The sequence below is a fragment of the Microbacterium sp. Yaish 1 genome, from assembly GCF_002245215.1.
Lineage (GTDB): Bacteria > Actinomycetota > Actinomycetes > Actinomycetales > Microbacteriaceae > Microbacterium.
This window is the reverse complement of the sequence record NZ_NPMR01000001.1, coordinates 323,968-346,443: the sequence shown is the minus strand read 5'-3', so window position 1 is coordinate 346,443 and position 22,476 is coordinate 323,968. Positions and strand designations below refer to the sequence as shown.

Annotated in this window: 18 protein-coding genes; 9 read left to right on the top strand and 9 right to left on the bottom strand. The window is 70.2% G+C overall.

Going from position 1 to position 22,476, the window contains the following annotated elements:
- Positions 1-27: 27 nt before the first annotated feature.
- The 3 genes from CI089_RS01755 to CI089_RS01745 form a co-directional block, all read right to left on the bottom strand.
- On the bottom strand, positions 28-837 hold the full coding sequence (locus CI089_RS01755; protein ID WP_094259994.1) for a DUF1206 domain-containing protein: 810 nt from the start codon (positions 835-837) through the stop codon (positions 28-30).
- 95 nt (positions 838-932) lie between these two features.
- Positions 933-2,039, bottom strand: a complete 1,107-nt coding sequence (locus CI089_RS01750; protein WP_094259993.1) for an NAD(P)-dependent alcohol dehydrogenase — start codon at positions 2,037-2,039, stop codon at positions 933-935.
- Positions 2,040-2,139: 100 nt separating this feature from the next.
- Positions 2,140-2,748 carry an acetate uptake transporter family protein gene (locus CI089_RS01745; protein WP_094259992.1) on the bottom strand — a complete coding sequence of 203 codons (609 nt, stop codon included), beginning with the start codon at positions 2,746-2,748 and terminating at the stop codon, positions 2,140-2,142.
- A 141-nt stretch (positions 2,749-2,889) separates the two neighbouring features.
- Between CI089_RS01745 and nusA the strand changes: the two genes are divergently transcribed.
- The 4 genes from nusA to rbfA all read left to right on the top strand — a co-directional run bounded on the left by nusA (position 2,890) and on the right by rbfA (position 7,620).
- Complete coding sequence (nusA, locus tag CI089_RS01740; protein ID WP_023955133.1) at positions 2,890-3,876, top strand: transcription termination factor NusA; 987 nt, start codon at positions 2,890-2,892, stop codon at positions 3,874-3,876.
- Positions 3,877-3,906: 30 nt separating this feature from the next.
- Positions 3,907-4,158, top strand: a complete 252-nt coding sequence (locus tag CI089_RS01735; protein WP_023955131.1) for a YlxR family protein — start codon at positions 3,907-3,909, stop codon at positions 4,156-4,158.
- Between the two features lie 95 nt (positions 4,159-4,253).
- A complete protein-coding gene (gene infB / locus CI089_RS01730) occupies positions 4,254-7,049 on the top strand; it encodes a translation initiation factor IF-2 (RefSeq protein ID WP_094259991.1) in 2,796 nt (931 codons plus the stop codon).
- Between the two features lie 133 nt (positions 7,050-7,182).
- Positions 7,183-7,620, top strand: coding sequence for a 30S ribosome-binding factor RbfA (gene rbfA, locus CI089_RS01725; protein WP_023955127.1), 438 nt, complete (start codon positions 7,183-7,185; stop codon positions 7,618-7,620).
- A 44-nt stretch (positions 7,621-7,664) separates the two neighbouring features.
- On the opposite strand, the gene CI089_RS01720 is transcribed toward rbfA, so the two are convergent.
- From CI089_RS01720 to CI089_RS01710, 3 genes are read right to left on the bottom strand one after another with little or no spacing between them, the layout of a single operon-like run.
- Entirely contained in the window at positions 7,665-8,531 is an 867-nt protein-coding gene (locus CI089_RS01720; protein WP_094259990.1) for an A/G-specific adenine glycosylase, read from the bottom strand.
- A 9-nt stretch (positions 8,532-8,540) separates the two neighbouring features.
- The gene (locus CI089_RS01715) at positions 8,541-10,937 is read right to left on the bottom strand and encodes a glycosyl hydrolase family 95 catalytic domain-containing protein (RefSeq protein WP_179223199.1); all 2,397 of its coding nucleotides are present in this window, start codon (positions 10,935-10,937) and stop codon (positions 8,541-8,543) included.
- Positions 10,938-10,950: 13 nt separating this feature from the next.
- On the bottom strand, positions 10,951-11,952 hold the full coding sequence (locus CI089_RS01710) for a LacI family DNA-binding transcriptional regulator (RefSeq protein WP_094259988.1): 1,002 nt from the start codon (positions 11,950-11,952) through the stop codon (positions 10,951-10,953).
- A gap of 259 nt (positions 11,953-12,211) precedes the next feature.
- On the opposite strand from CI089_RS01710, the gene CI089_RS01705 reads away from it, so the two are divergent.
- The 5 genes from CI089_RS01705 to CI089_RS01685 all read left to right on the top strand — a co-directional run bounded on the left by CI089_RS01705 (position 12,212) and on the right by CI089_RS01685 (position 17,294).
- Positions 12,212-13,489: an ABC transporter substrate-binding protein gene (locus CI089_RS01705; protein ID WP_218823009.1), complete on the top strand. Its 1,278-nt coding sequence runs from the start codon at positions 12,212-12,214 to the stop codon at positions 13,487-13,489.
- A gap of 61 nt (positions 13,490-13,550) precedes the next feature.
- The gene (locus tag CI089_RS01700; protein ID WP_218823008.1) at positions 13,551-14,522 is read left to right on the top strand and encodes a carbohydrate ABC transporter permease; all 972 of its coding nucleotides are present in this window, start codon (positions 13,551-13,553) and stop codon (positions 14,520-14,522) included.
- Positions 14,519-15,433, top strand: a complete 915-nt coding sequence (locus CI089_RS01695; protein WP_256977366.1) for a carbohydrate ABC transporter permease — start codon at positions 14,519-14,521, stop codon at positions 15,431-15,433. Before CI089_RS01700 ends, CI089_RS01695 begins: the two co-directional genes overlap by 4 nt.
- The gene (locus CI089_RS01690) at positions 15,430-16,209 is read left to right on the top strand and encodes a ThuA domain-containing protein (protein ID WP_094259985.1); all 780 of its coding nucleotides are present in this window, start codon (positions 15,430-15,432) and stop codon (positions 16,207-16,209) included. Before CI089_RS01695 ends, CI089_RS01690 begins: the two co-directional genes overlap by 4 nt.
- Positions 16,206-17,294: a Gfo/Idh/MocA family protein gene (locus tag CI089_RS01685; RefSeq protein WP_179223198.1), complete on the top strand. Its 1,089-nt coding sequence runs from the start codon at positions 16,206-16,208 to the stop codon at positions 17,292-17,294. Before CI089_RS01690 ends, CI089_RS01685 begins: the two co-directional genes overlap by 4 nt.
- Before the next feature lie 143 nt (positions 17,295-17,437).
- On the opposite strand, the gene CI089_RS01680 is transcribed toward CI089_RS01685, so the two are convergent.
- From CI089_RS01680 to CI089_RS01670, 3 genes are all read right to left on the bottom strand, one after another.
- The gene (locus CI089_RS01680) at positions 17,438-18,880 is read right to left on the bottom strand and encodes an HNH endonuclease signature motif containing protein (RefSeq protein ID WP_256977365.1); all 1,443 of its coding nucleotides are present in this window, start codon (positions 18,878-18,880) and stop codon (positions 17,438-17,440) included.
- Between the two features lie 74 nt (positions 18,881-18,954).
- Positions 18,955-20,232 (bottom strand): glycoside hydrolase family 27 protein, encoded by a 1,278-nt coding sequence (locus CI089_RS01675; RefSeq protein ID WP_256977364.1) that lies wholly within the window; start codon positions 20,230-20,232, stop codon positions 18,955-18,957.
- Complete coding sequence (locus CI089_RS01670) at positions 20,229-22,457, bottom strand: alpha-galactosidase (RefSeq protein WP_094259981.1); 2,229 nt, start codon at positions 22,455-22,457, stop codon at positions 20,229-20,231. Before CI089_RS01670 ends, CI089_RS01675 begins: the two co-directional genes overlap by 4 nt.
- Positions 22,458-22,476: the final 19 nt, after the last annotated feature.

Here is a 22,476-nt window from a genome sequence, read left to right as displayed (position 1 = left end):
TGGGCAGCCGTCGGGAAGACCGCGGGTTCAGAGGTCGGCGTAGCGCGCGCGGAAGACCGTGAACACGCCGTAGGCGATGAGCCCGGCCCCCACGACGACCACGATCTCGGGGCCGAACGTCAGGTCGAGCAGCGCCCGGATGGCGGCATCCAGGCTGCCGGCCTCGTCGGCGCGGGAACGCACGGCGGCGACGATGAGCACCCCGCCCAGCGAGCCGAGGGCGATGCCCTTCGCGATGAAGCCGACGACCCCGAGGCCCTCGACGGCGCGGCCGACGGCACCGCCGGGGAGCGTCATCTTCGTGTGGAACGAACGGCGCACGCCCATGACGACGAAGACCACTCCGGCGATCGCGACGCCGATTCCGACGAGCACGATCGCGAATACACCGCCGGGAAGCGCGAGGATGCCGCGGCTCGCGTCGCGCGCGGACTCGTCGGCCTGCGGGCGGGCGCCGAGCGCCACCGCGGCGGACAGGCCGCCGAAGAACAGGAACACGACCGCTTGTCCCCACTCCGAGACCCGCAGCCCCCAGACGGCCGCGCCCCGCCGGCGCCGCGAGGCGAGCATGCCCTCCGCGAGATGCCACACGCCCAGCGCGGTCAGGAGCGCGGCCGCAGCCCACAGCGCGACGAAACCGAGCGGAAGCTCAGCGACCGCGCGGAACGCCCCCGTCTGATCGGCGTCGCGCTCGCCGCCGAAGGCCACCGCGACGATGAGCGACCCGATCAACAGGTGCACGAAACCGTTCGCGACGTAGCCGCCCCGAGCCAGCGCACGTGCCGCGGGATGCCGTTCGACGGCGCTCGCCGCGTCGTGCACCCCGTGTTCGGCCATCCCGCGAGCCTACGGCCTTCCGCGCCCGGCGAGACGGATCGGGCCGGAGCGCGCATCGATGCGCGTGCTCCGGCCCGATCGGCGTATGCGGTGCGTCAGTCCATGACGAGAACGGCCTTGACCGCCTTGCCCGACTGCGTGTCGGCGATGGCCTGCTCGATCTCCGAGAACGGGTACTTCGTGATGAGCTGGTCGAACGGGAAGCGTCCGGCCTCGTGCAGCGCGAGCATCTCGGGAATGAACTTCTGCGGCACCGCGTCGCCCTCGATCGCGCCGACGAAGGTCTTGCCCGAGCCCGAGATCGAGGCGAGCGCGATCTCGGTGCCCGGCTTCGGCACACCGACCAGCGCGATCTTCGCGCCGAATGCGGTGGCGGCGACGATCGTGTCGACGACGGCGGGGACGGCGGTGGTGTCGACGGCGTAGTCCGCGCCGACTCCGCCGGTGATCTCGAGGATGCGTGCGACGGCGTCCTCGTCCTTGCTGTTGACCGTGTGCGTGGCGCCGAGCTTCGCTGCGAACTCGAGCCGCTCCGGGATGATGTCCACCGCGATGATCGTCGTGGCTCCGGCGACCTTCGCGCCCATGATCGACGACAGGCCCACGGCGCCGGTGCCGGTCACGATGACGGACGCGCCGGCGGGCACGTCGAGCGAGTTGAGCACGGTGCCGGCTCCGGTCTGCACGCCGCAGCCGAGGGGGCCGGCGATCTCGACGTCGGCGGTCGCGGGCAGCTTCACCGCGTTGCGGGCCTCGACGATGACGTGGCTGGCGAACGAGGACTGTCCGAAGAACGAGCCGTGCACGGCGGAGCCGTCGGCAGCGGTCATGGTGACCGAGCCGTCCTCGCGGGCTCCGCCGAAGTTGAGCGCCATGAAGTTGCGGCAGTAGGCCTCGCGTCCCGTGAGGCAGTTGGTGCAGCGGCCGCACGAGGCGAACGACACCGCGACTTTGTCGCCGACGGCGTAGCCGACGACGGCATCGCCGACCTGCTCGACGGTGCCAGCGCCCTCGTGCCCCAGGACGAACGGGAACGCCGCGCGGATGTGACCGTGCTGGACGGCGAGGTCGGTGTGGCACAGGCCGGTGGCGGCGACCTTCACGAGCAGTTCGTTCGGACGGATGTCGTCGAGGGTGATCTCCTCGAAGGTGAACGGGGCGTCCTGGCCGTGCAGAACGGCGGCGTGCGCGTTGGTGGTCATGTGAGAGGTTCCTTTCGCGTTGCGGTCGCGGCGGCAGAGCCGTCGTCGCGACCGATGTCACGATCGGGCGTCGTCTCCCGCAGCGCGGGCCGCCCGGTCCTCAAACAGTATGCGCCTGAATCGATACAGGTGAGGCGAGCCGGAACCACGCGGGGCCCAGAGGCAGCACGCTGCGGCCCAGCGTCCGCGTGTAGAACTTCTCGAGAAGCATGTACGCTGCGAGCGCCGACGCCACGAGCAGCGCGACCGAGCCTGCCGCACCGACGGCCGCCGGCCCGCCGAACGCCGTGATCGTCTGCAGTCCGAGGCCGACCGCGACCGCGAGCAGCGTCACGGGCAGCACGGTGTTGCGCGATGCCGCCGAGAGGGCGAACACGAGCGCCAGGATGGAGAACATCAGCGTGAACACGCCGCGTGCGGGGCCCTCGACCTCGAAGAACCCGAGCTCGCCGCCGAGCAGGAATCCGGGCATGCAGATCCAGTACCACCCGAAGGCGTTGTAGACGATGAAGTGGAAGTCGTCGCCCGCGAAGTAGGAGAGCATCCCTGCGGTGACCTGGACCACGCCTCCGAAGACGGCGCCGACCCAGAACACCGGGCTCTCGTTCTGCAGTCCGAGATGCTCCAGCTGCGCCGTGAGGGTGGCGATGACGAAACCGAGCAGCCCGATCAGTCCGGGGTCGGCGAGGCGGGGAGCGCGTTCGGTCATGCCCCCAGTATCGCGAGATCGTCCGCCGACCGCGGTCTCGTCGGGGCCGGGCAAACACGTTCACGGCCCCATCGGGTAACGTGGGATGGATGCCGGGAGCGCGAAACGCGCCCGGACAAGAGCTGAATATGGAGGGCCCCCATGGACATCGATCTCTCACTGCTGCGCACCGTCGAGCGAGAGAAGGAGATCCCCTTCGACGAACTCGTCCGCATCATCGAGCAGGCGGTCCTCACGGCGTACGCCAAGCACACCTCGCCCGACGGCGAGCTGCCCGAGGGCGCTCGTGCGGAGCTCGACCGCAAGACCGGTCACGTCGCCATCTACGTGCCGCTGCGCGATGAGGACGGCGCCGTCATCGGCGAGGAGGAGTCGACTCCCGACGACTTCGGCCGCATCGCCGCGTTCGCCGCGAAGCAGGTCATCAGCCAGCGCCTGCGCGACATCGCCGACGACGCCGTGCTGGGAGAGTTCCGGGGCAAGGAGGGCGACATCGTCGCCGGTGTCATCCAGCAGGGGCCGAACCCGCGCATGGTGCACGTCGACCTCGGCACGATCGAGGCCATCCTCCCGCCCGAGGAGCAGGTCGCGGGCGAGGAGTACCGTCACGGTTCGCGCCTGCGCGTGTACGTGACCTCGGTCTCCAAGGGCACGAAGGGCCCCTCCATCACCGTGTCGCGCACCCACCCCGGACTCGTCCGCAAGCTCTTCGCCATGGAGGTGCCCGAGATCGCCAACGGTCTCGTCGAGATCACCTCGCTGGCTCGTGAAGCCGGTCACCGCACGAAGATCGCGGTCAAGGCCAACGACCCCTCGATCAACGCCAAGGGAGCCTGCATCGGCGAGCTGGGCCGCCGCGTCCGCGCCGTCACGGAAGAGCTCGGCGGGGAGAAGATCGACATCATCGACTACAACGCCGACCTGCCGACCTTCGTGGCCAACGCGCTGTCGCCGGCCAAGGTGACCTCGAGCTTCGTGCTCGACGCGGCTACGAAGGCCGTCCGGGCGCTCGTCCCCGACTACCAGCTGTCGCTCGCCATCGGCAAGGAGGGCCAGAACGCCCGCCTCGCCGCGAAGCTCACCGGCGCCAAGATCGACATCCAGCCCGACTCGATCCTGGAGTCCTGACGAAACCGGGAAGTCGGTCGAGGGGGTAGAATGGAACCTGTTCGAACGTGCGTGGGCTGCCGCGCGCGTGCCTCCCGGTCCTCACTCCTGCGAGTCGTGGCCCGCGACGGCGTCTTGATCGCAGATCGAGCCGCGTCGCTGCCGGGCAGGGGCGCGTGGGTGCACGAGACGCGCGAATGCATGGATGCCGCTCTGCGGCGCCGCGCGTTCGGACGAGCCCTGCGGGTGTCCGGCCCACTGGACACGCAGGATTTCCCGATTGATCACCAGCGCAAAGGCTGAACGGCTATGGACACGAAGTGAACGGCTCGAAATGAGACCCGTCCGCGCTTAAGCGGTCCGCCCTGTCCGAGGGTGGGCCTTCAGACAGGAGAATTGTGGCAAAACCACGCGTACACGAGATCGCTTCCGAACTCGGCGTCGACAGCAAAGTCGCGCTCGCGAAGCTGAAGGAGCTCGGCGAGTTCGTCAAGAGCCCCTCGTCCACCATCGAGCCCCCCGTGGCTCGCAAGCTGCGGGCTGCGCTCGAGGCTGAGGGCGGCTCCGCCGCTGCGGCCTCCGCTCCCGCGGCATCGGGCGGCGCCAAGCCCGGTGCAGCCCGTCCGGCTGCCGGCAAGCCCGGTCCCGCCGGCGCCAAGCCCGGCCCGGCCGCCAAGCCCGGTCCGGCCAAGCCCGCTGCACCTGCTGCTCCCGCTGCACCTGCGGCGTCCGCCCCGGCGGCTCCCGCGGCTCCGGCCGCGCCGTCGGCGACCCCGGCCGCGCCTTCGGCACCGTCGGCTCCGACGCCCGGGGCCGGCAAGCCCGGTCCGGCCAAGCCCGCGGGCCCGACGCCCGGTGGCTCGCAGCCGCCGCGTCCCGGTGGCGCGCGCCCCGGCAACAACCCCTTCGCCCCCTCGCAGGGCATGGGCCAGCGTCCCGCCGGTCCGCGTCCGGGCAACAACCCCTTCGCGTCGGCACAGGGCATGGGCCAGCGGCCCACGCCCGGCAACATCCCGCGTCCGCAGGCTCCGCGTCCCGGTTCGCCGCGCCCCGGCGCTCCGCGTCCCGGCGGCGCCGGCCGTCCCGGTGGCGGCGGTCGTCCCGGCGCGCCCTTCCAGCAGCGTCCCGGCGGTCCCGGTCGTCCCGGCGGTGCCGGCGGCGGTTTCCAGCGTCCGGGTGCTCCCGGCGGCGGCTTCGCCGGTCGTCCCGGTGGCGGCGGTGGTCGCGGTCGCGGCCCCGGCGGCGGAACCGCGGGTGCGTTCGGAAAGGGTGGCGGCAAGTCCAAGCAGCGCAAGTCGCGTCGGGCGAAGCGGCAGGAGTTCGAGATGCGGTCGGCGCCGGTCGTCGGCGGCGTCAACGTTCAGAAGGGCAACGGCGAGATCATCCGCCTGCGCCGCGGCGCATCGATCGCCGACTTCGCGGACAAGCTCGAGGCGCTGCGCGGCTACACCGTGCAGCCCGGCACGCTCGTGACGATCCTGTTCAACCTGGGCGAGATGGCCACGGCCACGGAGTCGCTCGACGAGGCCACCTTCGAGGTGCTCGGCGAGGAGCTCGGCTACAAGATCCAGATGGTCTCGCCCGAGGACGAGGACAAAGAGCTCCTCGAGGGCTTCGGTCTCGACCTCGACGCCGAGCTGGAAGCCGAGAGCGACGAAGACCTCGAGATCCGTCCTCCGGTGGTCACCGTCATGGGCCACGTCGACCACGGTAAGACGCGACTGCTCGACGCGATCCGTCAGACCAACGTGGTCGCGGGCGAGGCCGGTGGCATCACGCAGCACATCGGTGCGTACCAGGTCTGGACCGAGCACGAGGGCATCGAGCGCGCGATCACCTTCATCGACACCCCGGGTCACGAGGCGTTCACCGCCATGCGTGCCCGTGGTGCGCAGGTGACCGACATCGCGATCCTCGTGGTCGCGGCCGACGACGGCATCATGCCGCAGACGGTCGAGGCCCTGAACCACGCTCAGGCCGCCAACGTGCCGATCGTGGTCGCGGTGAACAAGGTCGACAAGCCCGACGCCAACCCGGCCAAGGTCCGTCAGCAGCTCACCGAGTACGGTCTGGTCGCCGAGGAGTACGGCGGCGACGTCATGTTCGTCGACGTGTCGGCGCGACAGGGCACCAACATCCAGGAGCTCCTGGACGCCGTCCTGCTCACCGCCGATGCCGGTCTCGACCTCACGGCGAACCCGAACAAGGCGGCGCGCGGTGTCGCGATCGAGGCGAAGCTCGACAAGGGCCGCGGTTCCGTGGCCACGGTGCTCATCCAGTCCGGAACGCTCCGCGTCGGCGACGCGATCGTCGCGGGAACGGCCTACGGCCGCGTCCGCGCCATGATCGACGAGAACGGCGACCCGGTCGAGGAGGCCTACCCCTCGCGCCCCGTTCAGGTGCAGGGTCTGAACTCGGTGCCCCGAGCCGGCGACGTGTTCATCGTCACCGAGGAGGACCGCACCGCCCGTCAGATCGCCGAGAAGCGCGAGGCCGCCGAGCGCAACGCCCAGCTGGCCAAGGCCCGCAAGCGCATCTCGCTCGAGGACTTCACCCGCGCTCTCGAAGAGGGCAAGGTCGAGTCGCTCAACCTCATCATCAAGGGTGACGTCTCGGGTGCCGTCGAGGCCCTCGAGGAGTCGCTGCTCAAGATCGAGGTCGACGACTCCGTGCAGCTGCGGATCATCCACCGCGGCGTCGGCGCCATCACCGAGTCGGACATCAACCTGGCGACGATCGACAACGCGATCGTCATCGGCTTCAACGTCCGTCCCGACACGAAGGCTCGTGAGCGCGCCGCCCGCGAGGGTGTGGACGTCCGGTTCTACTCGGTCATCTACAACGCGATCGACGACGTGGAGCAGTCGCTCAAGGGCATGCTCAAGCCGGAGTACGAAGAGGTCCAGTCGGGTGTGGCCGAGATCCGCGAGGTGTTCCGTTCCTCGAAGTTCGGCAACATCGCGGGTGTCATCGTCCGCTCGGGCACGATCACGCGCAACGCCAAGGCGCGCGTCATCCGCGACGGCGTCGTGATCGCCGATGGCCTGGCCATCGAGTCGCTCCGCCGGTTCAAGGACGACGTCACCGAGGTCCGCACGGACTTCGAAGCCGGTATCGGCCTCGGCAAGTACAACGACATCCAGATCGGCGACGAGATCGAGACGACCGAGATGGTGGAGAAGCCGCGCGGCTGATTTCGTCAGACGCTACGGCGTTGGATGCCTCCTCGATAACAGGACCCCCGAGACCCCGACTATCGAGGAGGCATCCAACGCCTTCGCTGCATCCATCCGCCGAGCTGGCGGAGGGGAAGAAGGAGAAGAAGGTATGTCCAGCGAACGTCAGTCGCGTCTGGCCGATCGCATCCGCGTGCTCGTCGCGGAGCGGCTGGAGAAGGGGCTGCGTGACCCGCGCCTCGGCTTCGTGACCATCACCGACGTGCGGGTCACGGGTGACCTGCAGCACGCGTCGGTGTTCTACACCGTGTACGGATCCGACCAGGAGCGCGCCGACTCGGCCGACGCCCTGCGCGCGGCGACGGGCATGCTCCGCAGCGAGGTCGGCCGCAAGCTCGGCGTCCGGGTCACCCCGACGCTCGAGTTCATCCTCGACGCCATTCCCGAGAACGCGGGCCACATCGAGCACCTGCTCCGGGAGGCGCGCGAGCGGGATGCCGCCACCGCGGCCACCGCGACCGGCGCCACCTACGCGGGGGAGCCCGACCCGTACGTCAAGCCTCGTGAGGTCGACGAGGACGAGGACTGAGAGAGAGGGATGCCGCGGCACAGCGGCATCCCTCTTCCGTCTCGTCAGCGCGGCAGGCGCAGCCGGCCGTCGACGGCTTCGACGAGGCCGTCGACGACGAGCGAATCGATCGCACGGTCGCGCTGAGCGGCGTCGGGCCAGTCGCCGATGACGTCCGCCGCGGCGACGTCGTGCGTCGTCGCGGCGCGCAGGACCTGCAGGATCGCGCCTCGCGCCTGCCGGTCGCTGCCCTCGTAGCGTGCCTGCTTCACGCGGGTGTCGCCGGTGTCGGGATAGCCCGCGGCACGCCACGCGCAGCGGTCGGCCAGCGGGCACGCGTCGCACCGCGGTACCCGCGCCGTGCACACCAGTGCACCCAGCTCCATCGCCGCCGCGTTCACGACAGCAGACGCAGCGATGTCGTCGGGCAGGATCTCGGTCATGTCGACGAGGTCGCGTTTGGCTGCCGGACCCGGCTGCGAACGGCCCTGGACGGCTCGCGCCAGAACCCGCCGGGTGTTGGTGTCGACGACGGGGTGCCGATCGCCGTAGGCGAAGACCGCGACCGCGCGTGCCGTGTAGTCGCCGATGCCTGTCAGCGCGAGCAGATCGTCGACGTCGCGGGGCACGACCCCGGCGTGGCGGTCCCGGATCTCGACGGCGGCGCGGTGCAGCCAGAGCGCACGTCGCGGGTACCCCAGGTTGGCCCATTGCCGGACAGCATCGGCGGGGGCCGCAGCGGCGAGATCCGCCGGGGTCGGCCATCGCTCGAGCCACGCCTCCAGCAGCGGGATCACCCGAGCCACGGGTGTCTGCTGCAGCATGAACTCGCTCACCAGGGTGCCCCAGGCGCCGAATCCGGGCCGTCGCCAGGGCAGGTCGCGCGCGTTGTCTCGGTACCACGCGATGAGCGGCGAGGCGAGGTCGGGCATCCGTTCAGCCTACGATGTCGACGTCGTGCCCTCGGCCGCGGTGCTCGCCTTCCGCCGCATCCGCAGGGTGACGGGGTGCTCGCCCAGCTCGACGATGCGCGCGTCACCGTCCGCGTCGGGCTGCTCGTCCGCCCATGTGAACCCCGATCCGGTATGCACCGTCGTGCTGCCGGATGGACACAGCCACGACGCCTCCGGGAGTCTGCGCACCTCGACCGTCGCCGACACCTCGTCCCAGGCCAGGCTGTCGATCACGATGCCGCCACGCGCGCGGAGCCCCGTGATCCGACCCCGCGGCCACCGCGCCGGAAGCGCGGGCAGCAGGTGGAGCGAGTCCATCGTCGACCGGCTGAGCATCGACGCGACGACGGCGGGCAGCCCGCCGCTGGCATCGAGGTTGAAGATGCTGCCGGCGTCGTGGGTCGTGGTGAGCGACGGGCGCCAGTGCAGGAGCGAGAGCCATTCGACGCACTGCACGGCCGCCTCGGCGTCACCGAGTGCGGCCGCGGCCAGACCGATCTGCGCGAGCCCGAATGCCATCTCCATCCGGCCGGGCGGGGGAGCGGGATCGTGGGCACGCCATGCGATCTTCGCGTGGATCGTGCGTCGGGCGGCCTGCCGCAGCGCGGACGCCGACGGTGTGTCAGCCGTGAACATCTCGTCGGTCTCGTACCAGAGCGGATACAGCTGCGAGACGTGCCGGTGCGCGGCGTTCTCCTGCGCAGCCGGGTCGAGCCACTCGGCCAGCGTTCCCTCGGGGGCCACGGCGAGGTCGGGGAAGCTGCTCGCGAGCGCCTGCCAGCGGTCGTTGAGCGAGCCGTCGCCCCGGGCGCGCCCGAGCAGACGGGCCGCGCGGGCGGCATCGCGGTACGCGGCGACATCGATGGCCGCATCGATCGCGAGCGGCGTGGCCGAGCCGGCGGGAGTGTTCTCGGGCGAGTAGCTCGGTGAGAAGTGACGGATGCCGTCGACGACGACCGTCGCGGTCTCACCGAATGCCAGCACGCCCTCGACCAGCTCCCAGAGCCGGTCGTCGACGATCGAACGGTCGCCCGTGAGAGCCAGGATGTCTGCCGCGATCCGCAGCACCCAGGGGCCGGCGCCGGTCCAGAAGACATGGGGGAAGGCCCGATCGACATGATTGGCGATGCCGTGCGTCGACATGCGCGAGGGCAGCAGCATCCCGCCGGCGCCGTAGACCCGGCGCGCGTTCTCCCGGTAGTCGTCGAGGTGCGGGAGGACGAGGCTGAGGAGTGAGAGCGCGAGCTCGGGCGTTCCCGTCACGCCGGCACCGGCGAGGGCCCCGTTCTGCAGGTTGCCGTTCATCGTGTAGTCGGCCGACCATGCCGGCCTCCAGGTGCCCTGCCAGACGCCCTGGAGGGTCGGGGGCAGCTCGCCCGTCGACGAGATGACGTTCGCCCGGCCCGAAACGTACGCGATCTCGATCGCGCGTCGGACGGCGTGCGGGTTCCCCGAGCGGGCTTCGTGCCACAGTCGCTCCGTCGTCGAGGCGACCGTGTCGGATGCGCCGTCGAGGTCGAGCAGCGATGTCGTGACGAGCGAGCCATGAGCGCGCTCCTGCGAGCGGAGACGCCCGTCCCCGTCGGCAGCGGACGCGGGAGCGAACGGCCGCCCGACGACCGACAGATCGACGCGCACGGTCCGTCTCACCCCCGCGGGCACGAGGATGCCGGCCTCGAGCGCGTCCCCGTCCGACCGCCAGACGACGCCGGGCTCGGGGATCGCTGCGGTCGCGGTGGCGAGAAGCTGACCGTCGGCGTCGATGACCTCGAGGCATCCGGTGTCGCCCGCGCGCAGGCGCCCCGTGACGGTTCCGGTGTAGTCGGGGGCGAACGACGCGGCGGGGGCGTCATCGACGGGAGCGAGCGCGAGGCGGATCCGCATCTCGGTGTCGGCCGCGGCTTCGAGGGCGAGCTCGATCGTGTCGCTCCCGCGCGGGGCGACGACACCGACGCGGTGGGAGGCACCCGAATCGTCGCGCCAGATGACCGTGGCCACGCCACGGACGAGGTCGATCTCGCGCGTGGTCTCGGTGCATCCACCGGGGGTCGTCACCGTGAGGGAGCCGCAGAGCGCGAGGGGGTCGGTCCAGACGAGATCGGTGAACCCGGCGTCGGTCAGCGCGGCGCCCAGGATCTCGGCGGCCGAGCCGGAGTCTCCAGCCGCGAGCGCCGCTCGGAGCCGCGGCAGCGACGGATGCAGCAGAGGAGCGGCCGGCCGCGGGTTGGCGGGCAGGAAGAACCGCTCGTGCGCCATCGAGATGCGCAGCTCGTCGCCGGGTCCGTGGAGCACGGCGCCGACCCGCCCGCTTCCGACGATGAGGCCGTCCTCCCACGAGCCGGCGGGCTCTCTGCTGCGGAAGATCAGGTCGGGTCGCGCGGTCACGTCGGGGCCGAGGTCACAGCGATTCCCGGTGCACGAGCGACGTGGGAAGCACCTGCACGCGCTCGACGTCGTCCCCCCGGATCGCGCCGATGAGGGTGTCGGCGGCAGCACGACCCATCTCCTCGAGCGGCTGGCGTACCGTCGTCAGCGGGGGGTCGTTCGCCGCGGCGAGCAGGATGTCGTCGAACCCGACGAGTGAGACGTCGGTGGGGACCCGCCGACCGGCGGCCTGGAGCACGCGCATGGCTCCGGCGGCCATGAGATCCGAGCAGGCGAACACCCCGTCGAGGGTCGGGACGCGCTGGAGGAGGCGCGCCATCGCCGCCGTGCCGCTGTCGAGAGTGAAGTCGCCGTGGACGATGGGGCCGGGCTCGATGCCGTGACGCGCGAGCTCGTCGGTCCATCCGCGGGTGCGCTCGCGTGCCTGCTCCATGTCGAGGGGGCCCGTGATGATGCCGATGTTGCGACGCCCATGCTCGACGAGCGCCCGCGCGGCGAGGACCCCGCCGCCGTAGTTGTCCGAGTCGATCACGATCGGGTCGGGGCCGATCTCGCCACGTGGGCGGCCCACCCACGCGATCGGCACGGGCGAGTCGGCGAGGCGGTCGACGAGGTGCGTGATCTCGTGCTGGAGGACGACGATGGCACCGTCGATCGCCCCCGATCGCAGGAATCGCGGGATCCGATCGAGGTCCTCGTGATCGGCGGGCAGCAGGACGGGTTGCACCTCGCCGGCGGAGAGTCCCTTGGCTGCGCCCTTCATGACCGCAGTGAAGAACGTGCCGCTCAGCCCGCCCAGCTCGTCGAAGGCGATGACGAGTCCGATCGCGCCGGCGCGCCCGCCTCGCAGCACGCGCGCGGCGAAGTTCGTCTCGTAGCCCAGGCGCGCGGCCTCGCGGCCGACGGCGGCCGCCATCGCCGGATCGACGTTCGTCGCTCCGGCCAGGACACGTGCGGCCGTAGCGCGTGAGACGCCGGCCGCACGGGCGACGTCGACGATGGTCGGTCGAGACATGGCTCCCTCTTCCTCAGGTCGGGGTCAGTGAGCGAAAGATCGTTCTCTGACGCGATGATCTTCGCACGACGGCAGCCGCTATGCGCAACTCATCGTCGGTCGACCGGCCCTGTCGATGCAGCTGACGATGTTGGCGGATGCCGCGGCTTGCCAGCCCTTCGATCTCGGGATACTGTTTCCCGGCATGAGAGAACGATCTCTCTGTGGGGTCTCTGAACGCCCCGCGCACATCACATGTCCCCAAAGAAGAGGAGCAGTTGTGAATCGTCGCAGACTGGCCCTGCCCGTCGCAGCTCTCGGCGTCGTCGCGATCGCGATGACCGCGTGCACATCCGGTGGATCCGGCGGCGGGTCCGACGACCCGAACGCGGAGTTCGAGTTCTGGTCGTTCACCGGGATCGGGCAGCAGGACTCCGTCAACCAGTACCTCGAGCAGAATCCGGACGCCAAGGTGAAGCTGTCGGAGGTCGGCAGCACCGCCGAGACCGCCACTGCGCTCACCGCGGCCCTCGCCGGTGGACGCGTTCCCGACCTCGTCATGATCCAGAACGACGAGCTCCCGAAGTTCATCGAGAACCCGGGCAACTTCATCGACCTCCGCACGCTTGGTGGCGACGACATCGGCGAGGGCTACCTCGACTGGGCCATCGCCGAGGCCACTGGTGAGGACGGCTCGATCATCGGCATCCCGACCGACATCGGCGGACTGGGCTTCGCGTACCGGGCCGACCTGTTCGAGGCGGCCGGGCTCCCGACCGATCCGGACGAGGTGGCCGCGATGTGGTCGACGTGGGACGGCTTCATCGAGATGGGCAAGAAGTACACGGCGGCGACCGGGGAGCCCTTCGTCGACAACGTCGAGACGAGCGTGTTCTTCTCGACCGTCAATCAGGTCACCGAGAAGTACTACAGCCCTGACGGCGAGCTGATCTTCGACACCAACCCGCAAGTCGAGGAAGCCTTCGACGTCGCGGTGCGCACCTACGAAGCGGGCATCAGCGCCGGCATCGCGGCGTGGTCGTCGGGGTGGGCGCCGGGCAAGGCGAACGGCGCCTTCGCCGTGAGCACCGCGCCGTCGTGGATGCTGTCGGGCTACAAGAACGACGCCCCCGACACCGAGGGTCTCTGGCGGGTCACCTCGATCCCCGGCGTCGGCGGCAACTGGGGTGGCAGCGTCATCGCGATCCCGGCCCGTGCGAAGAACCCGCAGGCGGCGTGGAAGTACATCGAGACGATGCTCTCGCCCGAAGGCCAGACGGCGCACTTCGCCCGGACCGGAACCTTCCCGGCCGCAAAGAGCGCTCTCGAGAGCTCCGAGGTCACCAGCTACACCGACCCCTTCTTCGGCGATTCCCGCATCGGCGAGGTCATCAGCAACTCGGTGCTGCAGTTCCAGTCGTTCCACAACGGACCCGACACCAGCGCGATCGGGGCGGCGCTCCTCAACGCCCTCGTCGACATGGAAGCCGGCAACGTCGCGCCGCGCGATGCGTGGCAGACCGGCGTCGACAGCGCCCGAGCCGCGATCGGCGGTTGACCCTTCCCGCTCGGTGGTGGTCCGCCCGCGGGCGGACCACCACCCTCATCGAGGACGCATCATGACTGCGACAGCAACCGCCACCGCCATCACCATCGACAAGAAGGCCGCTCGGCGCGAGCGCCCGCCGAGGCGCGCCATCCGACAGCCGCTCGCCGAGCGCATCGCGCCTTACGTCTACATCGCCCCGTTCTTCGTGATCTTCCTGATCTTCGGGCTGTTCCCCCTGCTGTTCACGTTCTACGTGGCCCTGTTCGACTGGAACCCGATCGGCGAGCAGACGTTCGTCGGTCTGGCGAACTTCGAGCGGCTCGTCCAAGACGCGCGGTTCTGGAACGCGTTCGTGAACACCTTCGGGATCTTCCTCATCTCCACCATCCCGCAGCTGCTCCTGGCGCTCGGGCTCGCACACCTGCTGAACCACGCCACCCTGAAGATGGCGAACTTCTTCCGCATGGCGCTCCTGGTGCCCTACATCACCTCGGTCGCCGCGACCGCCCTCGTGTTCGCGCAGATCTTCGACAAGAACTTCGGACTCATCAACTGGGTGCTCGACCTGTTCGGCATCCCGGCGGTGAACTTCCTGTCGTCGCAGGTCGGATCGTGGATCGTCATCTCCTCGATGGTGATGTGGCGGTGGTTCGGCTACAACACCCTGCTCTACCTCGCCGGGCTCCAGGCGCTTCCCCGTGAGATGTACGAGGCGGCGTCGGTCGACGGGGCGTCGGGCTGGCAGCAGTTCATCCACCTCACGATCCCGTCGCTGCGGCCCATCATCATCTTCACCGTCATCATGTCGACGATCGGCGGGCTGCAGATCTTCACGGAGCCGTTGCTGGTGGCTCCCGAGTCGGGACTGACCTGCGGCGGCGGGCGCCAGTGCCAGACCCTCGCGCTGTTCCTCTACGAGCAGGGCTTCGGCCAGTTCGAGTTCGGCTACGGCTCCGCGATCGGTGTCGCCCTCTTCGTCGTGGTCGTCGTGGTCTCGGCGATCAACTTCTTCCTGACCACCCGCACCCGAAAGGCCCGATGATGTCCGACGCCGTCGACACAGCTGTGCCGCGTCCCCTCGATCCGACCGCGCTGAGCGCGCCCCGCAAGCGTCCGCGGCGCGGTGGCGGGCGCGTCGGCCGCGTGCCCTGGCCGGTCTACGTGCTGCTCGGGATCGCTGTCGTGATCAGCGTCTTCCCGCTGTACTACATGTTCGTGATCGCGTCGGTCGGCGCCTCCGCGGTCACCTCGATCCCGCCGCGCTTCTACCCGGGGCTCAACTTCTTCGACATCGCCACGAAGGTGTTCGACACGGTCCCGTTCTTCCAGTCGCTGCTGAACAGCGCGATCGTCTCGCTCTCGATCGCCGTCATCGCCTCACTGCTGTGCGCCCTCGCGGGATTCGCTTTCGCGAAGCTGCAGTTCCGGGGCCGCAACGCGCTGTTCGTGATCGTGCTGCTCACCATGACGGTGCCCGCCCAGTTGAGCGTCATCCCGCAGTACCTGATCATCTCGTGGCTCGACTGGGTCGACACCCTGCAGGCGATCATCGTTCCGGGGCTCGCCAGCGCGTTCGGCATCTTCTGGATGCGGCAGCACATGGCGACCACGCTCAACGACGAGCTCATGCACGCGGCCCGCATCGACGGTGCGAACAGCTGGCAGATCTTCTGGCGTATCGGATTCCCCGTCGTGCGGCCGGCGGCCTTCGTGCTCGGCCTCATCACGTTCACCTCGGTGTGGAACGACTTCATGTGGCCGTTCATCGTGCTGAAGTCGCCGGAGCTGTTCACGGTGCAGATCGCCCTGAAGCAGCTGCAGGCCAACCGCTCGATCGACCTCGCGCTGACCATGGGCGGGTCGTTCCTCGCGACGCTGCCACTGCTGATCGTCTTCTTCATCGTCGGGCGGCGCATGGTCGCGGGCATCATGGACGGGGCGTTCAAGGGGTGACCGGCGCCGCGCCCGCCCCCATCCGCGTGCTGGTATGGGGCGAGAACCATCACGAGAAGCACCACGACATCCCGCGTGCCCTCTACCCCGACACGATGCACGGGACCATCGCCGCGGGGCTGCGGCGACTGCTCGGTGACGCCGCCGTCGTCGAGACGGCGACACTCGACGATCCCGAGCACGGGCTGAGCGAGGAGCGGCTCGCGCACACGGATGTGCTGTTCTGGTGGGGGCACCTCCTGCACGACGAGGTCGACGATGTCGTGGTCGAGCGGGTCCACCGGCACGTGCTCGGCGGGCTCGGGTTCGTGGCGCTGCATTCGGCGCACTTCTCGAGGATCTTCATCCGGCTCATGGGGACGACCTGCGCATTGCGCTGGCGGCAGGCGCAGGACCGCGAGCTCGTGTGGACGGTCTCGCCGACGCATCCGATCGCCGCCGGCGTCCCGCAGCCGATCGTCATCCCCGAGCAGGAGATGTACGGCGAGTTCTTCGACGTGCCGCAGCCGGACGAGCTCGTCTTCGTCTCGAACTTCTCGGGCGGTGAGGTGTTCCGCTCGGGGATGACGTTCTTCCGCGGACACGGGCGGGTGTTCTACTTCTCGCCGGGGGATCAAGACTATCCCGTCTACCATCAGCCCGAGATCCAGCTCGTCCTCGCGAACGCGGCACGATGGGCTCGGAACGACCGCCCCCGCGTCGCGGCCCGTCTGGCGATGCATCGCACGGGGGAGTGGGACGTCCCGCGGGAGTGGGACGGAGAGGAGCAGCCGTGACGGAGCGCGGCCGTCGTGTCGTCGTCGTCGGGGCGGGAGCGATGGGGAAGGCGTGGATCGACACGGTCACGCGCCGTCCTGATCTCGAGATCGTCGGGCTCGTCGACATCGTCGCCGACGCCGCGCGGGCCGCGGCACGCGAACGGGGACTCGAGGTCCCGAGCTTCGGCTCGGTCGGCGACGCGCTCGCCGCCCTCGACGTCGACCTGGTCGTCAACGTCACGATCCCGCAGGCGCATCTGGAGGTGAGCGCCGCGGCGCTGCGGGCGGGCGTTCCCGTCCTGAGCGAGAAGCCGGTGACGCCGACCGTGGCCGAGGCGCTGCTGCTGTCCGCCGTCAGCGCGTCGACCGGGACCCTGATGGCGACGAGTCAGTCGCGTCGGCACTCCCGGGGGATCCGGGCGTTCCGCGACGCCCTCGTCAGCCTCGGCGGGGCCGAGCAGCTCGACGTCCGCTTCTTCCAGAACCCCCGGTTCGGGGGTTTCCGAGACGAGATGCCGTCGCCGCTGCTGGTGGACATGGCGATCCATCAGTTCGACCAGGCGCGATATCTGCTCTCGAGCGAACCCGTCTCGGTCTTCTGCGAAGAGTTCTCGCCGAGATGGAGCTGGTATCGGGGCGCCGCTGCGGCCGAGGCGATCTTCCGCTTCGCGGACGGGCGCCGGTTCTCGTACTCCGGCAGCTGGTGCGCCGACGGTCTGACGACCTCGTGGAACGGCGACTGGCGGGGGAGCGCCGCCGGTGGATCCGCTGCCTGGGACGGTGAGACCGACGTCGTGGTCCAGCCCCGAGACGGTGGCGCGCAGGCGGTCGCACTGGCGGGCGGGGCCGAGGGGCTGGATGCCGCGCTGGCCGAGTTCGTCGCGGCTCTCGACGGCGGACCGGAGCCGTCGGGCGAGATCTCCCGGAACATCGGCAGCCTTGCCATGGTCGAGGCGGCCGTGGCGTCCGCGGCCGCCGGCGCTCCGGTCAGGTTCGACGACTTGTTCGAGCGGGCATCGGCGGGTGCTGAGGAGCTCGCTCGCGCCGGGGGCTTCGATGACGCCGCCGACAGACTCGGGATCGACCCGCGCCGCGCGCCCTGACGGTCAGCCGGACGCGAGCAGACGCGTGTCGTCTTCCAGTGGTGCGGCCGGCGGCCGCGGGCATGATGGACGGCGCTCTCGCGGTGTGACGGGCACGGCAACCACCCCCTCCCGCGGGCTGGTTCAGGGCGAAGGCGATCCCGTCAGAACGGCGGGGCGGTCCCCCGAGGCGCGTCGGGTCGCCCCAGTGATCGTGGTGGGGGAAACGCTCCGGGTGGTGCTTGATCGCCTCGGTGATCGGGTGGCTCGTCGATGGTGAAGGCGACGAGGGGTGGTGGTGCGTCTTCGCGGTAGACCCGTCCGGTCGGTGAGGTCCACACGAGCCGCCCGCCGGGGAGTTGTCGGACGTGCCATCGGGTGTGGTGTTTGACGTCGTGGTGTCGTTTGCAGAGGTTGGCGAGGTTGCACACGTGCGTGGTTCCGCCTTCTGAGGCGGCGATGGTGTGGTCCAACTCGCACCGGATGGCGGGTTGTCGGCATCCGGGGAACCGGCAGTGCCGGTCCCGCGCCCGCAGCAGTCTGATCATCGCGCTCGTGGGCCGGTAGCTGTCGCATTCGAGCACCGTCCCGGTGACGGGGTGGGTGAGCAGCCGGTCCCACGAGGTCGTATTGCCGGCGAGTTCGCGTGCAGTGGCGGCGTCGATGGGGGAGCGCCCCGCGAGATCTGCCGGCCCCTCGTCCTGACCCATCAGCGTCAACGCCGACACGGCAACCTGCACGTGTGCCCGGATCGCCCCGAGCGTTCCGTCGCCGTCACCGCTCGCGGTGGGATCGAGGGCCGGCGTCCCGGCGAGCAAGAGATCGCTGAACACGTCGGCGCGGACTTGGTCGATCGTTCGGGCGTCGTCGACGAACGATGACCCGGCGCCCACTGCGCTCTCAGCATCGCTCTCCACACCCGCATCCGCAGCGTCAGCCTGCTGCCGCGCGTTGATGATCTCCCGCGCCTGCCGGGTCAGCCGGTCGACGATCCCATCCGCGATCACCGTCGGCAAAGTCGCGATCAGGTCCGACATCCCATCGGGGCCGGCCTGCACCCGCACGCACCGTCCCGCCGCGGCTTCCTCGTGCCGCTCGGTGAAGCTCCGCGGGTGCATCCGTTCCGCGATCATCCGCAACGCCTCCAGCACCCGGTTGGGCCTCTCTCCCTCGCACCGTTCGACCGCGACCCGTTCGAACTCCGCCCGCTCCTCCACGGGCACGAGGCATCCGACCTCTTGAATGACCCGCACGTGCCCGCGGACGATTCGCCCGGCCTCCCAGGCATCCATCGTCACCGGATAGTTCTCGACCAGATCGCGGGCTTCATCTATCCGGCGCTGCAGGGTCCGGTCGGTCGCGACGAACACCCCGGCGAGTTCGGCGGCGATCCCGCGCAACGCCATCTCCCGCGCCTTGACCCTCTCCGACGCCCCGGCAGCCTGCTTCTCCGCGAGCACCCCGGCCGCGGCGAGAACCCGAACCTCCCGGATCTGCGCCAACCGCGCAGCATCCGCCGCCCCCTCCGCATCCGCGACCAGCTGAGCGAGGACATCGACGTCGCCGTCGCTACCCATCCCGCCGCTAAACTCGCCGTTCGAATGCATGTTCTAATGTTGCCACGCACCTCCGACATCGCCCGCGACTTTCGACAGCCCGGCCCGCTCCGCTCGCCCGCCGGTCAGTCGAAGACCAGCAGACGCGTGCCGTGACCCGGCACCGTCAGCGTGACGCGTCCGTCGGCGATCTCGACGCTCTTCCCGCTCCACACATCGGTGCACGAACCCGCCGTCCCCATGTCCCCGAGCCCGAGGTCGGCGAGGTGGACGACGAGCTCCTGCTCGTCACCGCCGAGCCAGAACACCGCACGGTACGCCCGCGCGTCCACACGCGCGCTCCAGATGACGAGGTCTCCATCGCGCACGATCTCGCGCGACTCCTCGCCGTCACGCAGCGCGAGGACGCCGGGATTGCACAGCAGCGCGAGCGTCTCGGGCGGAGTGTCGGGCAGGTGGCCGCCCATCATGAGCGGTGAGCGCATCATGCTCCACAGCGTCATGACCGTCCGCTGCTCTTCGACCGACAGGCGGCTGAGGCGGTCCTCGCCGACGTGTCCGCGCACGCCGATGCGTCCGAAGGGGAGCATGTCGGCATCCGCCCATGCTCCGCGCATCTGGAACGGCGCCCAGCGAGCAGCGCGCTGGAACTGTTCGACCACCTGGCTCCAGTCGTCCCAGAAGTCGTCCGAGATCCGCCACATCTGGCCGTGCTCGCGCAATGTCTCGAGGTGCGCGAGTGACAGCCGCTTACCGGGGGACAGACTCAGGACCATCGCCCGTCCCGATCGGTCGATCGCGCGCGAGATCGCTGCGATCTCGGCGGTCTCGACGGGCGGATAGAGCACATCGTCGAGCTTCACGAAGTCGACGCCCCAGGCGGCCAGCTGCGCCATGACCGAGTCGTAGTACTCCTGCGCGCCGGGTGCCGTCATATCGACGCCGTAGTTGTCGGGGTTCCACACGCAGACGCTCGAGCGGTCCGCGATCGAGTCGCACGTCGCGTCGGGGTGGCCCGAGACGGGCAGCCCCGCGTCCGCGGCGGCGCGCGGGACGCCCCGCATGAGGTGCACCCCGAAGCGCAGGCCGAGTTCGTGGATGCGGTCGGCGAGCGGCCGGAAGCTCCCGCCCGCAGCGGAGGGGAACCGTCCCGGCGCGGGGAGAGGTCGTCCCCAGGCATCGAGCCGGGGGTGGGAGACCTCACGGTAGTCGTGCGCCCCCGGATCGGGTTCGTACCACTGAATGTCGACGACGATCGTGTCCCACCCGAACGCGAGCAGGCGCTCGGCGGCGTACTCCGCGTTCGCGAGCACCTCGGCCTCCGTCACGGACGACCCGAAGCAGTCCCAGCTGTTCCACCCCATCGGGGGACGGGATGCCGCGGCCCGGCGCTCGTCGATCACGGCGCTGCCACCGCCGCGAGGTGAACGACCGCCGCGCGGTCGGGGTGGAACGTGGGGAACTCCAGCCCCACTCGTGCGAGCACAGCGCCCGCGATGACCGGGCCGTCACCCTCACGCTCACCGTCACCGTCACCGTCACCGTCACCGCCGAGCTCGGGGCTCTGCCGAAGCCACGCCGGAACCTGCCACGGCGGTCCGAACGAGTCCGAGCCGCTCACCGACACGCGGTAGCGACGGTCGGGTGCCAGACCGCGGAAGCGCACGCGGGCCACCGTGTCGGGCGAGGTCGCCGGAGTGATGATCGTGAAGAGCGCCTCCGCCTGGTCGAGGGCGACGACGCCGCGCACCTGCGGGGACATGGCATCGAGCTCGCCCGCGCCGACGGTGCGCCCCGTCGCGATGAGGTCGCGGTGTCGACGGTACCGCGCGATCCACTCGCCGAGGATGCGCCGGTCGGCGGCGCCGAGATCGCGGATGTCCCACTCGATGCCGAAGTGCCCGAGGAATGCGACGGCGCACCGGAACTGCAGGTCGTGGGTGCGGCCCGTGACGCTCGAGACGGCAGAAGCGACGTGCGACCCCATCATCTCCGGGGGCACCAGCAGACCCGTCCACCGCAGGATGCCGAAGCGATCGTGCGGGTCGTGGCTGTCGGACGGATGGATCCGGTCGGTGCGCTCGAGGATCCCGAGGTCGACCCGGCCGCCGCCGGAGGCGCAGCTCTCGATCTCGAGATCGGGATGGCGACGGCGGAGCTCGTCGATGAGGCGGTACACCGCGAGAGTCTGCTCGTGGACCGCGGGGGCACCCGAGGCGGGGTGCCCGGCGGCGATGAGATCGCGGTTGTGGTCCCACTTGAGGTAGCTCACGCCGATGTCCACGATGAGCCCGTCGAGCACCCCCAGGATGTGGTCGAAGGCGCCCGGATGCGTGAGGTCGAGCACCTGCTGGAACCGGTAGCGCGGGGGCAGGTCGGGCCCCGCGCGGAGTATCCATTCGGGGTGCGTGCGGGCGAGATCCGAGTCCTCGTTGATCATCTCCGGCTCGACCCAGAGCCCGAACTCCATGCCGAGAGCGCGCACCTCGTCGGCCAGGGGGCGGAGACCGTCGGGCCACGCGAGGGGGTCGGGCGTCCAGTCGCCGAGGCCCGCCCGGTCATCGCGGCGACCACGGAACCAGCCGTCGTCGAGGACGTAGCGCTCGACACCGAGCTCGGCGGCGCGCGCGGCCAGGTCGACGAGCACGCGGTGGTCGTGGTCGAAGTACACCGCCTCCCAGACGTTCATCGTCACGGGTCGGGGGCGGCGCGACGAACGCGAGCGCTCACGCAGGTAGGAGTGGAAGCGCGCCGCGGCGCCGTCGAGTCCGCATCCGTAGCTGCCGAACACCCACGGCCCGGAGTACTCCTCGCCGGGTGCCAATCGGATCTCGCCGGGGAGCAGCGACTCGCCGCCTCGGAAATGAAGGCGCCCGTCGGTGCGCTCGATCGTGTGCTCGTGGTTTCCGCTGAACCCGACGTGTCCGATCCATACCTCGCCGGTGCTCGCCGAGAAGCCCGGGGCTCCGACCGCCTGGACGAGCGTCGCGTCGAGACCGGTGCGGCCGCGGCGCGAGACGCGCGAGTGATCACCGCGGACGACCGGATGCCGCTGAGGGATGCGCTCGTGGCCCCACCGGCCGGTGAAGTCCAGCACTTCCTGCGCCGACGTCGGTATCGGAAGGGCGACGGCGAGGGACTGGATCTCGAGCGGTGCCGCCTCGGGTGCGCCGGCGGTGTTCCGCACTCGGGCGCGGGTGCGGACGAGGCCTTGGGGTGTGAGATCGATCTCTAGCGCCAGCTCGATCTCGGCGTGCGCGTCGTGGAGCTCAGCGCAGACGCGGCCTGCGCCCGCGGACGTCACGCCCGCCCCGGCCTCGTCGCCGTCGAGGGTGAGGGAGCGCAGGGCGAAGCGGGGCGCCCATCCCGAGCCGCCGCGATGCGCCGACAGCCCCGGCGCGCCGAACCACCCGCGGCTGTGCTCGGGGAGCACACTCGCCCGGTACGGAACGTCGGAATCGCCCTCCATCCCGGTTCTCGCCTCGGCCTCGACGAACGCGAGGAGGTCGGACTCCGCCGACGTCACCGCCGCGCCCCAGTGGACGATCTCCGGCATCCCGTCGTCCGTCGTCGCAATGACGATGGAGACGCCCTCGGCACTGAGGTGGATCACGCGCATGGAATCCATGCTCCTATTCTGCTGACAT

What these genes read in the sequence shown, in the direction of transcription:
- CI089_RS01720 (WP_094259990.1), bottom strand. Translation starts at nt 8,531, where the DNA reads ATGCCCGACCTCGCCTCGCCGCTCATCGCGTGGTACCGAGACAACGCG.
- nusA (WP_023955133.1), top strand. Translation starts at nt 2,890, where the DNA reads ATGGACATCGATCTCTCACTGCTGCGCACCGTCGAGCGAGAGAAGGAG.
- CI089_RS01745 (WP_094259992.1), bottom strand. Translation starts at nt 2,748, where the DNA reads ATGACCGAACGCGCTCCCCGCCTCGCCGACCCCGGACTGATCGGGCTG.
- CI089_RS01710 (WP_094259988.1), bottom strand. Translation starts at nt 11,952, where the DNA reads ATGTCTCGACCGACCATCGTCGACGTCGCCCGTGCGGCCGGCGTCTCA.
- CI089_RS01680 (WP_256977365.1), bottom strand. Translation starts at nt 18,880, where the DNA reads ATGCATTCGAACGGCGAGTTTAGCGGCGGGATGGGTAGCGACGGCGAC.
- CI089_RS01695 (WP_256977366.1), top strand. Translation starts at nt 14,519, where the DNA reads ATGATGTCCGACGCCGTCGACACAGCTGTGCCGCGTCCCCTCGATCCG.
- CI089_RS01750 (WP_094259993.1), bottom strand. Translation starts at nt 2,039, where the DNA reads ATGACCACCAACGCGCACGCCGCCGTTCTGCACGGCCAGGACGCCCCG.
- rbfA (WP_023955127.1), top strand. Translation starts at nt 7,183, where the DNA reads ATGTCCAGCGAACGTCAGTCGCGTCTGGCCGATCGCATCCGCGTGCTC.
- CI089_RS01670 (WP_094259981.1), bottom strand. Translation starts at nt 22,457, where the DNA reads ATGGATTCCATGCGCGTGATCCACCTCAGTGCCGAGGGCGTCTCCATC.
- CI089_RS01700 (WP_218823008.1), top strand. Translation starts at nt 13,551, where the DNA reads ATGACTGCGACAGCAACCGCCACCGCCATCACCATCGACAAGAAGGCC.
- CI089_RS01735 (WP_023955131.1), top strand. Translation starts at nt 3,907, where the DNA reads ATGGAACCTGTTCGAACGTGCGTGGGCTGCCGCGCGCGTGCCTCCCGG.
- CI089_RS01755 (WP_094259994.1), bottom strand. Translation starts at nt 837, where the DNA reads ATGGCCGAACACGGGGTGCACGACGCGGCGAGCGCCGTCGAACGGCAT.